The 14,952-nt window shown below is 69.3% G+C and carries 12 protein-coding genes; 8 read left to right on the forward strand and 4 right to left on the reverse strand.

Annotation, left to right across the window (positions count from 1 at the left end):
* Nucleotides 1-81: 81 nt before the first annotated feature.
* Nucleotides 82-705, forward strand: coding sequence for an FMN-binding negative transcriptional regulator (locus tag ACEN9J_RS32175; protein WP_413765303.1), 624 nt, complete (start codon nucleotides 82-84; stop codon nucleotides 703-705).
* Here ACEN9J_RS32175 and ACEN9J_RS32180 read toward each other — a convergent pair whose 3' ends face one another.
* The gene (locus tag ACEN9J_RS32180) at nucleotides 706-1,590 is read right to left on the reverse strand and encodes a LysR family transcriptional regulator (RefSeq protein ID WP_057592609.1); all 885 of its coding nucleotides are present in this window, start codon (nucleotides 1,588-1,590) and stop codon (nucleotides 706-708) included. It abuts the gene before it with no gap.
* A 107-nt stretch (nucleotides 1,591-1,697) separates the two neighbouring features.
* On the opposite strand from ACEN9J_RS32180, the gene metE reads away from it, so the two are divergent.
* Nucleotides 1,698-3,989, forward strand: a complete 2,292-nt coding sequence (gene metE, locus ACEN9J_RS32185; protein WP_413765304.1) for a 5-methyltetrahydropteroyltriglutamate--homocysteine S-methyltransferase — start codon at nucleotides 1,698-1,700, stop codon at nucleotides 3,987-3,989.
* A gap of 22 nt (nucleotides 3,990-4,011) precedes the next feature.
* On the opposite strand, the gene ACEN9J_RS32190 is transcribed toward metE, so the two are convergent.
* On the reverse strand, nucleotides 4,012-5,364 hold the full coding sequence (locus ACEN9J_RS32190) for an LLM class flavin-dependent oxidoreductase (RefSeq protein ID WP_296729418.1): 1,353 nt from the start codon (nucleotides 5,362-5,364) through the stop codon (nucleotides 4,012-4,014).
* A gap of 205 nt (nucleotides 5,365-5,569) precedes the next feature.
* Here ACEN9J_RS32190 and ACEN9J_RS32195 point away from each other — a divergent pair, with 205 nt between their 5' ends.
* Genes ACEN9J_RS32195 through ACEN9J_RS32205 form a run of 3 tightly spaced genes read left to right on the forward strand, consistent with a single transcriptional unit; the run spans nucleotide 5,570 to nucleotide 7,904 of the window.
* On the forward strand, nucleotides 5,570-6,667 hold the full coding sequence (locus ACEN9J_RS32195; RefSeq protein ID WP_413765305.1) for a putative FMN-dependent luciferase-like monooxygenase: 1,098 nt from the start codon (nucleotides 5,570-5,572) through the stop codon (nucleotides 6,665-6,667).
* Nucleotides 6,664-7,296, forward strand: a complete 633-nt coding sequence (locus ACEN9J_RS32200; RefSeq protein ID WP_413765306.1) for a CMD domain protein — start codon at nucleotides 6,664-6,666, stop codon at nucleotides 7,294-7,296. The genes ACEN9J_RS32195 and ACEN9J_RS32200 overlap by 4 nt, the downstream gene beginning before the upstream one ends.
* Before the next feature lie 5 nt (nucleotides 7,297-7,301).
* A complete protein-coding gene (locus ACEN9J_RS32205; RefSeq protein WP_413765307.1) occupies nucleotides 7,302-7,904 on the forward strand; it encodes an alkylhydroperoxidase domain protein in 603 nt (200 codons plus the stop codon).
* Nucleotides 7,905-7,907: 3 nt separating this feature from the next.
* Here ACEN9J_RS32205 and ACEN9J_RS32210 read toward each other — a convergent pair whose 3' ends face one another.
* Nucleotides 7,908-8,849 carry a CysB family HTH-type transcriptional regulator gene (locus ACEN9J_RS32210; protein WP_296729425.1) on the reverse strand — a complete coding sequence of 314 codons (942 nt, stop codon included), beginning with the start codon at nucleotides 8,847-8,849 and terminating at the stop codon, nucleotides 7,908-7,910.
* Nucleotides 8,850-9,109: 260 nt separating this feature from the next.
* On the opposite strand from ACEN9J_RS32210, the gene ACEN9J_RS32215 reads away from it, so the two are divergent.
* On the forward strand, nucleotides 9,110-10,582 hold the full coding sequence (locus ACEN9J_RS32215) for a SidA/IucD/PvdA family monooxygenase (RefSeq protein ID WP_296729427.1): 1,473 nt from the start codon (nucleotides 9,110-9,112) through the stop codon (nucleotides 10,580-10,582).
* 24 nt (nucleotides 10,583-10,606) lie between these two features.
* Here ACEN9J_RS32215 and arr read toward each other — a convergent pair whose 3' ends face one another.
* The gene (gene arr / locus ACEN9J_RS32220; RefSeq protein WP_296729428.1) at nucleotides 10,607-11,023 is read right to left on the reverse strand and encodes an NAD(+)--rifampin ADP-ribosyltransferase; all 417 of its coding nucleotides are present in this window, start codon (nucleotides 11,021-11,023) and stop codon (nucleotides 10,607-10,609) included.
* Nucleotides 11,024-11,708: 685 nt separating this feature from the next.
* Between arr and ACEN9J_RS32225 the strand changes: the two genes are divergently transcribed.
* The gene (locus ACEN9J_RS32225) at nucleotides 11,709-13,967 is read left to right on the forward strand and encodes a hypothetical protein (RefSeq protein ID WP_296729430.1); all 2,259 of its coding nucleotides are present in this window, start codon (nucleotides 11,709-11,711) and stop codon (nucleotides 13,965-13,967) included.
* A 158-nt stretch (nucleotides 13,968-14,125) separates the two neighbouring features.
* Nucleotides 14,126-14,932, forward strand: a complete 807-nt coding sequence (locus ACEN9J_RS32230) for a MetQ/NlpA family ABC transporter substrate-binding protein (RefSeq protein WP_413765308.1) — start codon at nucleotides 14,126-14,128, stop codon at nucleotides 14,930-14,932.
* Nucleotides 14,933-14,952: the final 20 nt, after the last annotated feature.

Below are 14,952 nucleotides of genomic sequence, written 5' to 3' on the forward strand. Positions count from 1 at the left end.
CAAAAAGTGGAAAACTGGTTCTTCGCATTGTGCCGGTTCGAGGCGACAGTGAGGCACCCCACGCTTTGCGAGCCACGCCCGATGTACATCCCCGCGCATTTCGCCGTCACCGATCCCGCCGCGCTCCAGCGCGTCATCCGCGAGCATCCGCTCGGCATGCTGGTCACGCACGGCCCCGCGGGGCTGGACGCCGACCACCTGCCCTTCGAGTTCGATCCCGAGGTCGGCACGCACGGCCTGCTCTCGGCGCACGTCGCGCGCGCCAACGACGTCTGGCAGCGCTGCCCGACCGGCACCGAGGTGATGGTGGTCTTCCGCGCCGCGCAGGCCTACATCTCGCCGAGCTGGTTCCCGAGCAAGCACGAGCTGCACCGCCAGGTGCCGACCTGGAACTACGAGGTGGTGCATGCGCACGGCACGATCACCGTGCGCGACGACGAGCGCTTCGTGCGCGGCATCGTCGCGCGCCTCACGCGCCGTCACGAGGCGGCCGAGCCCAGGCCCTGGAAGATGGGCGACTCGGCGCCCGATTTCATCGACGACATGCTGGGCCGCATCGTCGGCATCGAGATCGCGCTCACTTCGCTGGTCGGCAAGTCGAAGCTCAGCCAGAACAAGGAAACGCGCGATCGCGCGGGCGCCGCCGAGGCGCTGGCCGCGCGCGGCCACGCCGAGATCGCCGAGCGCATGCGGCCGGCCGGCTGATCAGCCGGCCGCGCGCGCCAGCTCGACGAAGGCGCGCAGGTAGTCGATGTCGGTGTCGGCCTCGCGCGCTCCCAGGAAGATCTGCTTGGCGATGCCGCGCGCGCCGAGCCGCACCGGCACCACGTCCATCTTCTGCGCGTACTCCTCGACCAGCCAGCGCGGCAGCGCGGCCACGCCGCGGCCGCTGGCCACCATCTGCAACATGATGTCGGTGGTCTCGATGGCCTTGTGCCGCCTGGGCGTCACGCCCGCGGGCATCAGGAACATGTTGTAAATGTCGAGCCGGTCGGTCGCCACCGGGTAGGTGACCAGCACCTCCTGCGTGAGCTGCGCGGGCTTCACGTAGGGCAGGTTCGCCAGCCGGTGGCCGCGCGCCACCGCCAGCACCTGCTCGTAGTCGAACACCGGCTCGTAGTGCAGGCCCGGCTTGTAGAGCGGGTCGGGCGTAACGAGCAGGTCGATCTCGTAGCCGAACAGCGCGCCGATGCCGCCGAACTGGAATTTCTGCTTCACGTCCACGTCCACGTCGGGCCAGGCCGCGAGGTAGGGCGAGACCACCTTGAGCAGCCACTGGTAGCAGGGATGGCATTCCATGCCGATGCGCAGCGAGCCGCGCTCGCCCTGCGCGAACTGGCCCAGACGTTCTTCCGCCAGCGCGAGCTGCGGCAGCACGCGGTTGGCCACCGCGAGCAGGTACTGGCCCGCCTGCGTCAGCCGCAGGCTGCGCCCCTCGCGCTGCCAGACCTCGGTGCCGAGCTGCTGCTCGAGCTTGCGGATCGAATGGCTCAGTGCCGACTGCGTGAGGTGCAGCACCTCGGCGGCCGCGGTCAGCGAGCCCTGCTTGTCCACTTCCTGGACGATCGACAGATGGATGCGCTCGAGCATGGTCAATGAGCCAGATTCATGGATGCGTGAAATAAGACCATTTTACTTCACGAGTCGCCACACCTAGGATCGCGCCTTTCCCTGTACTGCCGGACCTTCCGCTACCCATGACCACCACCCACAACCTCGGCTTTCCCCGCATCGGCGCCCGGCGCGAACTGAAGTTCGCGCTCGAGTCGTACTGGAAGGGAGAGTCCTCACGCGAAACGCTCCAGGCCCTAGGCGCCGCGCTGCGCCAGCGCCACTGGAACGACCAGGCCGGCCTCGACCTCGTGCCGGTCGGCGACTTCGCGTTCTACGACCAGGTGCTGGACATGAGCTTCACGCTCGGCAACCTGCCCGAGCGCGTGCGCGGCTTCCATGGCGATGCGCTCGACAACTACTTCCGCGTGGCGCGCGGCCGCTCGGCGCAGTCGGCCGAGGAGCATGCGGGTTGCTGCGGCGGCGTGGCCGCGGGCGAGATGACCAAGTGGTTCGACACCAACTACCACTACATCGTCCCCGAGTTCACCGCGGCCACCGAGTTCAGGCTCGATGCCTCGCGCCTGCTCGAACAGCTCGACGAAGCCAGGGCACAGGGCGTGAAGGCCAAGCCGGTGCTGGTCGGCCCCGTCACCTACCTGGCCATCGGCAAGGCCAAGGACGACTCCGACCGCCTCGCGCTGCTGCCGCGCCTGCTGCCGGTCTATGCCGAGCTGCTCGACGCGCTCGCGGCGCGCGGCGTCGAATGGGTGCAGATCGACGAGCCGCTGCTCGCGACCGAGCTCGACGCCGACTGGCAGCACGCCTTCAACACGGCCTACCACCACCTCAAGAGCGCGAGGATCAGGATCCTGCTGGCCACCTACTTCGGCCAGCTCGCCGAGAACAAGTACCTGGCCGCCAACCTGCCGGTGGCCGGCCTGCACGTCGATGCCATCAACGGCCGCGACGACGTGCTGCCGCTCTTGAGCATGCTGCCGCCGCACAAGGTGCTGTCGCTCGGCGTGATCAACGGCCGCAACATCTGGAAGACCGACCTGGCCGCCGTGCTCGACTGGCTCGAGCCGCTGGCCGAGCGCCTCGGCGACCGCCTTTGGATCGCGCCCTCGTGCTCGCTGCTGCATGTGCCGGTCGATCTCGCGAGCGAGCAGAAGCTCGACACCGAGCTCAAGTCCTGGCTCGCGTTCGCGCTGCAGAAGCTCGAGGAACTGCGCGTGCTGGCCGGCGCGCTGCGCGACGGCCGCGCGGCCGTGAAGGAGGCGCTGGCCGCGAACGCCGCGGCGCTGGCAGCGCGCCGTGCCTCGCCGCGCGTGAACAACCCCGCCGCGCAGGCGGCCGTGGCCCGGCTCAACAGCCAGCTCGGCCGGCGCGAGAGCGTCTATGCCCAGCGCGCGCCCAAGCAGGCCGCGTTCCTCAAGCTGCCGCCGTTCCCCACCACCACCATCGGCTCGTTCCCGCAGACGGCCGAGATCCGCCATGCGCGCAGCGAGTTCAAGGCCGGCCGCCTCGACGCGGCCAACTACCAGGTGGCGATGCGCGCCGAGATCGAGCGCAGCGTGCGCGAGCAGGAAGCGCTCGGCCTCGACGTGCTGGTGCATGGCGAGGCCGAACGCAACGACATGGTCGAGTATTTCGGCGAGCAGCTCGAGGGCTATGCCTTCAGCCAGTTCGGCTGGGTGCAGTCCTACGGCTCGCGCTGCGTGAAGCCGCCGATCCTGTTCGGCGACATCAGCCGCCCGAAGGCGATGACGGTCGAGTGGATCCGCTATGCGCAGTCGCTCACGCAACGGCCGATGAAGGGCATGCTGACCGGCCCCGTGACCATCCTCAACTGGTCCTTCGTGCGCGACGACCAGCCGCGCGCCGCCTCCTGCCGTCAGCTCGCGCTGGCCATCCGCGAGGAGGTGCTCGACCTCGAGCGCGCCGGCGTGCGCGTGATCCAGATCGACGAGGCCGCGCTGCGCGAAGGCCTGCCGCTGCGCAAGTCGCAATGGCAGGAATACCTGGACTGGGCGGTGGATGCATTCCGCATCACGGCCAACGGCGTGCGCGACGAGACGCAGATCCACACCCACATGTGCTATTCGGAGTTCAACGACATCATCGCGTCGATCGCCGACATGGATGCCGACGTCATCACCATCGAGACCTCGCGCTCGGACATGGAGCTGCTCGACGCCTTCGACGACTTCAAGTACCCGAACGAGATCGGCCCCGGCGTCTACGACATCCACTCGCCGAACATCCCCAGCCAGGAGCACATCGTGCAGCTGATGAAGAAGGCGGCCGAGCGCATTCCCGCGGAGCGCCTGTGGGTCAACCCCGACTGCGGCCTCAAGACGCGCCAGTGGCCCGAGGTGATTCCGGCGCTGAGCAACATGGTGGCGGCGGCCAGGACGCTGCGCGCCGCCGTATGAGCGGAGGAGAGGCGACGCGCCGCTATGCGGCGCTCACCGCGGCCCGGCGCTGCCCATGCCGCGGCCGCTGCAGCCCCAGGTGCTCGCGCAAGGTACTTCCATCGTACTCGGTGCGCACCAGGCCGCGCCGGCGCAGCTCGGGCAGCACCAGCTCGATGAAGTCCTGCAGCCCGCCCGGGAACCACGGCGACATGATGTTGAAGCCGTCGGCGCCGCCTTCCTCGAACCACTGCTGCAGCTGGTCGGCGATGCTCTGCGGCGTGCCCACCACCTGCTGGTGGCCACGTGCGCCCGCGATGCGCAGGTAGAGGTCGCGGATGCTGAGGTTCTCGCGCCGCGCGAGGTCGAGCAGCAGGCGCTGCCGGCTCTTCGGGCCGTTGGTCTCGGGCAGCTCGGGCACGGGGCCGTCGACCGGCAGGCCCGAGAAGTCGAAGCCGCCGATCACGTTCGACAGCAGCGAGACGCCGACCACCGGGTGCACCAGGTCCTGCAGCAGCGCGAACTTCTCCTCGGCCTCCTCCTGCGTGCGGCCGACCACCGGGAAGATGCCCGGCATGATCTTGATCGACTCGGGCTCGCGGTCGTAGGCCTGGGCGCGGTCCTTGATGTCGCGGTAGAAGCTCTTGGCCTCGTCGAAGGTCTGGTGCGCGACGAAGATCACCTCGGCCGTGCGCGCGGCGAGGTCGCGGCCGGCTTCCGAGGCGCCGGCCTGCACCACCACCGGCCGGCCCTGCGGCGAGCGCGAGACGTTGAGCGGCCCGCGCACCGAGAAATGCTTGCCCTTGTGATGCAGCACGTGCAGCTTGTCCTCGTGGAAGTACTGGCCGCTGTCCTTGTCGCGCACGAAGCTGTCGTCCTCCCAGCTGTCCCACAGGCCGGTCACCACGTCGTGGAACTCGGCCGCGCGCTCGTAGCGCAACGCGTGCTCGAAGTGCTCGTCGCGGTTGAAGTTCTGCGCCTCGCCGGTGCCGCTCGAGGTCACGAGGTTCCAGCCCGAACGGCCGCCGCTGATCTGGTCGAGCGAGGCGAACTTGCGCGCCACGTTGAAGGGCTCGTTGAAGCTGGTTGACACGGTGGCGATCAGGCCGATGCGCTCGGTGACCGCGGCCAGCGCCGACAGCAGGGTCAACGGCTCGAAGTGGTCGCTGCGCGCGGTGCGCGAGAGCGAGGCGAGTTCGCTGCTGCGCACGCCCACCGAGTCGGCCAGGAAGACGGCATCGAACTTCGCGGCCTCGGCCAGCTTCGCGAGCTCGACGTAGTGGCGGAAGTTGCTGCCCGCGTCGGCCTGTGCCTGCGGATGGCGCCAGGCGGCGATGTGGTGGCCGGTCTGCATGAGAAAGGCGCCCAGCTTGATCTGGCGGGAGGAAGTGGCCATGGGAACTCGTGGTCGGAGGGTGCGCGAAAAAGTGCGGCGGCAGGTTAAGTCGGTGTCCGCTCGCGCGGAAAGAAGGGATTCGCACTTCCTTAGGCGCGCGCTGCATTTGGCAAGGCGGTCGGGTGGCGCAGCCTCGGTTTGCGCATATGCATGCGACTTTTTCTTCGCAGCCGGCGCAGCCCCCGGCCGCCACAATTTCCGCTTCATGCCCGAGCCTTCGCACGCACCCTCCGCCCAACGACCGACGGTGCGCAAGCGCCTCGGCTTCTTCAGCCGGCTGCTCGACGACGCCCCCGCGGCCGAGCGCTATCGCCTGGTGGCCGCGCAGATCGCGCACGCCGAGGCCTTCGGCTTCGACTCGGCCTGGGTCGCGCAGCACCACTTCCACGAACACGAGGGCGGCCTGCCATCGCCCTTCGTCTTTCTCGCCCACGTGGCCGCGCGCACGCGTCGCATCCGCCTGGGCACCGGCATCGTGACCCTGCCGCTCGAGAACGCGCTGCGCGTGGCCGAGGACGCCATCGTGCTGGACCTGCTCGCGGGCGGCCGGCTCGAAATCGGCGTGGGCACGGGCGGCACGCCCGAGGCCTTCGCCGCTTTCGGCCTCGATGCGGCCGAGCGTCCGGCGCTGTTCGCGCGGCAGCTCGCCGCCGTGCGCGCGGCCTGGGCCGGCCGGCCGCTCGCGGGCGGCGACACGCTGTACCCCGCGGGCGCCCAACTGCTGGGCCGGATCTGGCAGGCGACCTTCTCCGTCGGCGGCGGCACGCGCGCGGGCCAGGCCGGCGACGGCCTGATGCTCTCGCGCACCCAGCCGCGCACGCTGGAAGCACCCGATGCGACGCTGGCAGAGCTGCAAAACCCGATCGTCGATGCCTACCTCGCCGCGCTGCCCGCCGGCGCCACGCCGCGCATCGTGGGATCGCGCAGCGTCTTCGTGGCGGACACGCGCGCCGAGGCGCTGCGCCTGGCCGAGATCGGCCTGCGACGCTCGGCCGCGCGCTTCGCGGCCTCGGGCGGCGGTGGCCTCGCGGACCGCGCGGGCCCCGAGGCCCCGCTCGAACAACTGATCGCGGCCTACGACGTGCACGTGGGAACGCCCGAGGACGTGATCGCATCGCTTGCCGCCGACAGCACGCTCGCGCGCGTCACCGACCTCGTGTGCCAGGTGCACTCGGTCGATCCGCCGCATGCGGCGATCCTGCGCTCGATCGAACTCGTCGCCACCGAGGTCGCGCCCGCGCTCGGCTGGCAGCGGGACACGGCTGCGGCACCCACCGACCTTCCTTCCCTCCAGACCTCATGACCGCCACCACCACTCCCGTCGCCGACGTGATCGACCAGTTGGTCGGCATCGCGCCCGGCGATCCGCTCGACCGCCTGCGCGCGCAGCGCGAACAGGCACGCCTCAACGCGCAGCAGAGCTACCTCGCGCTGTTCGCGCCCACGCCGCCCGTGCCCGAAGCGTTCGATATCGCGGACCGATTCGCCATCGCGGCCTTCGTGACCGCGCTGCACGAGCAGCCCGAGGTCGCGCGCTTCTACGCGCAGCGCCTGGCCTCGCAGCGCGCACGCGCGGGCCTGGCCGAGGCGGTCGCGGACGAAGCGAAACGCGCCGCCGCCAAGGGCCCGTACGGACGCTATCCCGCCGGCCCGCTGAGCGCCGAGGACACGGCCGGCCCCTCGTACGCGGTCGCCGATGGGAACCGCGAAGCGCTGGGCCCGCGCCTGTCGGCCGCGCTCGTGCATGCGCAGCTGCTGGTGTTCCATCCGCGCGATGCGAGCCCCACCGCGCTGCAGGCCTTGCTCGATGCCGGCTGGTCGTCCACCGGCATCGTGACTCTGTCGCAGCTCGTGGCCTTCCTCGCGTTCCAGATCCGCGTCGTCGCGGGCCTGCGCACGCTGGCGCGCCATCCCATCACTTCCGTCGACTGAACGCCATGGCCACCGAATCGACCCTGAGCTATCCGGACAACGCGCACCCCACGCGCTTCACGCAGGCGCAGCTCGAATGGCTGCCCTGGCTCGAGCCGCTGCCCGAAGCCGAGCTCACCGAGCGTCACCTCGCGGGCCTGGTGGATGCCTCGCGCGCCAAGTCGCCGTACTTCCGGCTGCTCGCGCGCGATCCCGACATCCTCGGCGCGCGCACGCGCACCGACAAGGACATCTTCTACAACCCCGAGGCCGGCCTGCCGCGCGCCGAGCGCGAACTGGCCGCGGCCGCGGCCTCGCGCCACAACGGCTGCATCTACTGCGCCTCGGTGCATGCGCGCTTCGCCACGCATTTCTCGCAGCGTTCGGACGATGTGCAGCGGCTGCTCGACGAGGGCACGACGGCCGCGCTCGGCGAGCGCTGGGATGCGATCGTCGCGGCCTCGGTGGCGCTGTCGTCGACGCCCTCGAACTTCGGCACGGAACACATCGAGGCATTGCGCGCGCAGGGCCTCGACGATCTCGCGATCGCCGACGTGATCCACGGCGCGGCCTTCTTCAACTGGGCGAACCGGTTGATGCTCTCGCTCGGCGAACCGCAACAACCCTGACGTTCAGCCTCCGTCGTCGGGCGGTGCCTCCGCGCTGGCGCGCGCGATCGCCTCGCGCGCCATGCCGGGCGCGAAGGCATCGATGAAGGCGTGGATGTAGCCGCGCAGATGCCCGCCGCGGCGCACCGCGAGCTGGGTGCGGTTCGCGCCGAACAGATGGCCGGCTTCCAGCGCGCGCAGGCGCCGGTCGCGCACCGCGTCGTAGGCCAGGTCGGCGACGATGCCCACGCCCACGCCGAGCTCCACGTAGGTCTTGATCACGTCGGCATCCATCGCGGCCAGCACGATGTCGGGCGAGAGCCCATGGCGCGCGAAGGCCTCGTCGATGCGCGAGCGGCCCGTGAGGCCGCTGTCGTAGGTGATGAGCGGATGGCGCGCGAGCTTCTCGATGGTGAGCGGCGCCTCGGTCAGCAGCGGATGGCCCGCGGGCGCCACCACCAGGTGCGTCCAGCAGCGACAGGAGATGGCGGCGAGCTGCGGATGGTTCCGCGGCAGCTCGGTAGCGATGCCCACGTCGACCTCGCCGTCGAGCAGCATCTGCGCGATCTGGCGCGGCGTGCCCTGGTGCAGGTGCAGCCGCACCCCGGGAAAGCGCAGCCGGAACTCCTGCACCGCGGCCGGCAGCGCATAGCGCGCCTGCGAATGCGTGGCCGCGATCGACAGCAGGCCCTCCTCGCGCGCCAGGAAATCCTGGCCGGCCTGGCGCAGGTTCAGGCTGTCGTCGAGCACGCGCTCGATGATCGGCAGCAGGTGGTCGCCGGGCGAGGTGAGGCCGGTGAGCCGCTTGCCCGAGCGCTTGAACAGCAGGATGCCGAGTTCGTTCTCGAGGTCGCGGATCTGCCGGCTCACGCCGGACTGCGAGGCCTCGAGCACCACGGCGGCTTCGCTGAGGTTGAAGCCGCAGCGCACGGTCTCGCGCACGGATCGCAGTTGCTGGAAGTTCATGGCGACGGGAAGAGGCTTGTCTCTGGCGGGGGCATGCGCCTTCCGGGCGCGCACTCGGTGGGCGTGCCCGCAGGCTATCGCGCGGCGAGGCAACGCGGCAAAGAACAAAAACGGATCAGCGTATGCGGATTACGTGCTTCGCGAAGGCCGCGCTCTCTTGAAGAATGAGGGCTCTTGCCTTCGAGGGTGAGTGTCTCCTGGTCTCTTCGGCGATGCAGTTTCAACGGGCCCCTCGGGGCCCGTTTTTTTCTGGACCCCCCATGAGCAACGTCACCCTCTTCGACCTTCAGGACCCACGCGACCGCTTCGCCCACGAGGCGCTGCGCCTGCTCGGCCCCGCGCCCGCCAACTGGGTGCCGCGCCACGATGGCATCGCCCACGACGTGCTCGTCGTCGGCGGCGGCCAGAGCGGTGCCGCGCTCTCCTTCGCGCTGCGCCGCGCGGGCATCGCCGAAGTCAGCGTGATCGATGCCGCGCTCGATGCGCAGCGCGCCGGCGTGTGGCTCACGCGCGCGCGCATGCACAAGCTGCGCACGCTCAAGAACCTGGTCGGTCCCGAAGGCTCGGTGAGCGCGCTGGGCTTCCAGGCCTGGTACGAATCGCGTCACGGCCTCGAGGCCTATGCGGCGCTCGACCGCATTCCGCGCACCGACTGGGCCGCCTACCTCGACTGGTTCCGCCACATCACCGCCACCGGGGTGCGTTATGGCACGCGTCTGGTCGGCTTCGAGGCGGCGGGGCAGGGCGCGGTGCCGCACTTCCGCGTGCGGCTCGAGGTCGATGGCCAGGAGCGTATCGAGACCGCGCGCAAGCTGATCTTCGCCAACGGCGTGGCCGGCAGCGGCGCGCCCTTCGTGCCCGAGCTGCTCGCGAACGCGGTGGCCGGCGGGCTCGCGGCCCACACCGGCCATGCGATCGATTTCGCGGGGCTCGAAGGCAAGCGCGTGGCCGTGATCGGCGCGGCGGCCTCGGCCTTCGACGCGGCCGCGGTGGCGCTCGAGCATGGCGCCGCCGCCGTGCACCTGTTCGCGCGCCGCGACCATCTCGCGGCCACGCCGGTGGCGCGCGTGCGTGGCTATCCGGGCCTGTACGACAACTACTTCGCGCTGCCCGATGCCACGCGCTGGCACCATGCGGCGCGCTACCGGCGCCTGGGCACCACGCCGCCGCCCGACTCGGTGCAGCGCGTGCTGGCCTTTCCCAACTTCCACCTGCACCTGGGCGCGCCGTGGCGCGGCGTCACGCGGAACGGCAACCAGCTCGTGGCCCATGTGCACGACGCGCATTTCCACTTCGACTTCGCGATCGCCGGCACCGGCTACAGCCACGAGCTGAGCGAGCGCCCTGAGCTGGCCGGCATCGCCGACCTGGTGCTGCGCTGGCGCGACCGCTTCGAGGCGCCCGCGCACGAGCGCGACGACGAGCTCGCTGCCGCGCCCTACTTGGGCACGGGCCTCGAGCTGGTCGAGAAGACGGCGGGCACGGCGCCGTGGCTGCGCGACATCCACGTCTACAACCCGGGCGGCTTCGCGAGCACCGGGCTGCCGCTGGGCGACGTGCCCGGCATGCGCGGCTATGTGCCGGCCATCGTGCGCCGCATCAGCGAAGACCTGCTGCTGGCCGACCTGCCGCTGCACGAGGCGCGCACGCGCGCCGAGGTGGCGCCGGACTTCGGGCCCGAGCTCTATGCGGGCGCGCTGTGGCAGGGCGAGACGCGGCGGCGAGCGGCCTGAGCGGGCAACGCGTCCGCGTGGTCGTCAGTCCTCGATCGCCTCGATGCCCGCGCGCTTGAGCGCCTCCAGGTGCTCGCGCATCGCCTGGAGTTGCTCGGGCGCATGGCCCTGCCAGTCCTTCACCTCGCCCGTGATCCGCAGCGGCTGCCGCGTGCGGTAGGACCTGGTCGGATTGCCCGGGAATTTCTTGTCGGTGAGGTTGGGATCGTCCTCGATCGGCCCGGTGGGCTCCACCACGTAGATCCTGCCGCGGCCCTCGCCGATGGCCAGCTCGGCACCCCAGGTCGCGGCCTCGAGCGTGGCGCTTAGATAGACATACGCCGCCTTCCTTCGCTGGCCGTAGTTGGAACTGCGGCCGGCTTCGATCAGGTCGCCGGGGTTGAGGTCGGCCTTGGTGCCGTGGTAGTAGGGCGGTGGGCTGGGGATGTCGGCGGGCGCCATGCGATGTGTTCCTGAGCGTGGGTGGCAGCGCGGTGCATCGCCGCGCGCCTGCGCGAGAAGATAGCGGAGTTTCACGGACTCGCGACTACGGATTCACGGACGCGGCCTCGGCCCGGCACGCACCGCGTTCGTGCGTGTGGATGGCCCGGTCCCCATCCGGTCGCGACGGGCGCGCGAGGCATGCACTTCGGTTGCCGGATGCCTCCTGGCATCACCAAGGCATCCGCGCGCGGCGACGCACTTCGCATCTTCTGGCGCCATCTCCAGACGGGTTCTCGGAAATTGCAGATTGCTTTTCGAAGGAATAATTTTTCATTGATTAATTGGTCAATGAATATCTTTAATGCCGATGAATCGATGCAGCAAGGAATAAAGAAACGACATCTTCGAGAGGCATATGAATTGCTTCTCCGCGCGGTCCGCAACGCGAGATGCTCATCATCACGAGAGACAAGCGTCGGCCCCGATGAATCGATAAATCCGCATGGCGCGAATCGGACACCACTCGGAGCGAGTCGTGCCTGGATCGCAGATCGCTCCAATCATCGAAAGAATATTTTGGAGAAGATCAATGAATGGACAGCGTTGCATGCGCTTGTTGAAAGCGTGCGCGGTTCTTCTGGGATTCGCCCTCGCGAGCGGATGCGGTGGAGGCAGCGACGGCGGGGCGGGCTCCCTGGCCTTGATGGCGCCTCCGCCCACGACCGGCGTCACCACCGGCACGGCCGATCCGGCGCCGACCATCCCGGTCACCACGCCACCGAATCCGGAGGACCCTTCCGTCGTCACCCGGTTCACCGCGACCGTGCCGTTCGGCGAGAAGGGAGGCCATGTGTCCTCGGAGCAGATCGTCTATGGCTTCGGCACCGCGGCGGTGTCGGATGCGCGGTACAAGGACGTGATCTACACCGTGCCGCTGCGGGGCACGGTGCGCTATCCGACAGGGCCGGCCGGCACACCGGGCGATTCCAGGGTCCAGCCCTCGGCCAGCGGCGGCCATCCGGTGGTGGTGTTCCTGCACGGCATGCATGACTCCTCCGATCTCAACAACGCCAAGGGCTACGACTACCTGCAGAAGAGCCTGGCGGAGAACGGCTACGTGGCCTTCTCCATCGATGCGGGAAAGATCAACGGTCTCAACGGCAATGCCTCGGATGCCGGTGCGCTGGCGCGCGGCCAGTTGCTGATGACCACGCTCGACCTGCTGCGCGCGGGCAACGCCACGGGCGTGTTCAACGGCGTGGCGCTGCCCGAGCTCAAGGGCAGGATGGACCTCGGACGCGTGGGCCTCGTCGGGCACTCGCGCGGCGCGGAAGCGGTGGCCTATGCGGTGGAGCTGAACCGGCAACGCGTGGGCATCAGCTACCAGAACGTCGAGAAGGCACGCGACATCCGCGCGGCGACCGTTCCGCTCCAGGCCGCGCTGGACGAAGCGCGGCAGCGGGTCGACGAGGCGCAATCCGCCTCGACCGCCGCCTCGGTGCAGCTCCTGATCGCGAAGTTCAAGCACCAGGCGGCGCTGGGCCGCACGCCGCCCGCGCCAGCGCTGGAGATCGAGGCCTTGACCCGCGAGGTGGAGCAACTGCAGCGCCAGGCGCAGGACGCACAGGCCGTGCTCCAGGCCGCGGAGCTCGCGCTGGAGAAGGCCACCGCCGCGCTCCGGGACCTGGGCACCGTGGTGCGGCGAATCAATGCGAACAGCGAGCAATGGCTGCAGCAGGCCACCTCCGAGGAGGCCCTGCGCCAATCCGGCGTGCTGCTGCCTTCGAGCACCGGGGACCCGCACCGGATCCGCGCGGTCTTCTCGCTCGCGGCGATCAACAAGAAGCAGCTGTCGCGCATCACCCATGTGCCGTTCATGACCCTGCTGCCCAGCTGCGACGGCGACGTCTACACGCTGGAAGGCGCGCAGATCTTCGACGAGAGCCGCTACACCGCCGAGGACGACAGCGCGCCCAAGTACCAGGTCCTGGTGCGGGGCGCCAACCACAACTTCTACAACGACTATTGGGCCAAGATCGACGATTCGCAGATCCGCGCCCCCCTCTACTGCAAGGCCGCAGAGGCCGAGACGCTGCGCCTGAGCCAGGAGGACCAGCGCCGCAACGGCATGTTCCTGATCGAATCGTTCATGCGCTATTTCGTCGGCGACGAGTTCCAGTTCGCGCCGTACTGGAAGGGGCAGGCGCCGATCCCGGCCGCGGGCTGCCCGGTGGGCGAGGGCAGTTGCGACGAGCGCGTGATCCTGACGATCCATCAACCCGCCGCGCAGCGCAAGCTGCTCCAGAACTTCCGCGCCATCGATGCCAGCGCGAAGAACCCGAACGGGCTCTCGACCGCCTACGAGAAATTCGCCCAGGCCGTGCAATGCCGATTCCTCGCGCTCAAGCCCGATCGCGACGCGGCATGCACCGATCCCGCGAGCCAGGCCAGCGTCGATCGCCTGTTCAAGGAAGGCGCGTTGTACGACTACACCTATGACGCGAAGACGCTGTTGACCTGGTCGATCACGGACCAGGCCCAGCTGCAGTGGACCGCGGCCGGCGCCGCGATGACGATCCACACCGGCGACCTTTCCACCCAGGGCTTCGACACGCTGAGCCTGCGCGTCGCCGTGGTGGCTCCCATCGGCCAGGAGGTCGAGATCGCGCTGACCGACACGCAGGATCGCAAGGCGGCGATCAAGGGCAGCGACTTCAGCGACGCGCTCTACGGCATCGCGCGCAAGCCCGACGGCACGATCCCGCTGGTCGACGCGCCCGCGGACGCGATCTATGCCGACACCGGCACCACGCGGCCGCTGCTGAACATGGTGGCGGTTCCGCTGAAGGCCTTCGCGCTGCATGGCGTGGACCTCGCGCACATCAAGCAGGTCACGCTGCGGTTCCCGAAGGCCTCGGGCAGCGTGGCGGTGACCGACGTGCTGCTGCAGCGCATGAACTGAGGATCATGCCCGCCGCTTGCTCGCGGGTCGCATAAGCAAGCGCCGATTCATCGCTTGGGAGCGCGGCATCGCGCCGCTAACCTGCGCAGCGCCGGACGTTCCTGCGAGGACAGGGCGATCCGGCGTTTTTCATTTCTGACGATGAGGGAATTCCAACCATGACGTTTTCGTTTCAGCGCGCCTTCTCGGTGATGGTGCTGTCGGTGGCCGGTCTGGGCGCGATGTCCGCGCAGGCGCAGGAGACGCTGCGCGTGGCGGCCTCGCCGGTGCCGCATGCCGAGATCCTCGAATTCATCCGCCCGCAGCTCAAGGCGCAGGGCGTGGACCTCGAGGTCAAGGTGTTCAACGACTACGTGCAGCCCAACCTCGCGGTCGGCGACAAGCAGCTCGACGCGAACTTCTTCCAGAACCGTCCCTACCTCGATTCCTTCAACAAGGACCGCAAGACCGACATCGTCGAGGTGCCGAACAGCGACGTGCACATCGAGCCCTTCGGCGCCTACTCGCAGAAGATCAGGAAGGCGGCCGACCTGCGCGAGGGCGCGGTGGTGGCGATCCCCAACGATCCGTCGAACTCGGGCCGCGCGCTGGCGCTGCTGGCCAAGCAGGGCCTGCTCAAGCTCAAGGACCCGGGCAACATCAAGTCGACCGCGCGCGACATCGTCTCGAACCCGAAGAAGCTGGTGATCCGCGAGATCGAATCGGCGCAACTGCCGCGCGCACTGCCCGACGTGGACCTCGCGCTGATCAACACCAACTACGCGCTCGAGGCCAAGCTCGATCCGGGCCGCGACGCGCTGTTCATCGAGGACGGCCGCCATTCGCCCTATGCGAACTTCATCGCGGCGCGCAAGGACAACCTGCAGTCGCCGGCCATCGCCAAGCTGGTGAAGACGCTGCACACGCCCGAGGTGCGCAAGTTCATCCAGGACAAGTACAAGGGCGCGGTCATCCCGGCGTTCTGAGCGAGCTTCGTTGGCCACAC

Source organism: Variovorax sp. Varisp41 (assembly GCF_047325085.1).
Taxonomy (GTDB): domain Bacteria; phylum Pseudomonadota; class Gammaproteobacteria; order Burkholderiales; family Burkholderiaceae_C; genus Variovorax.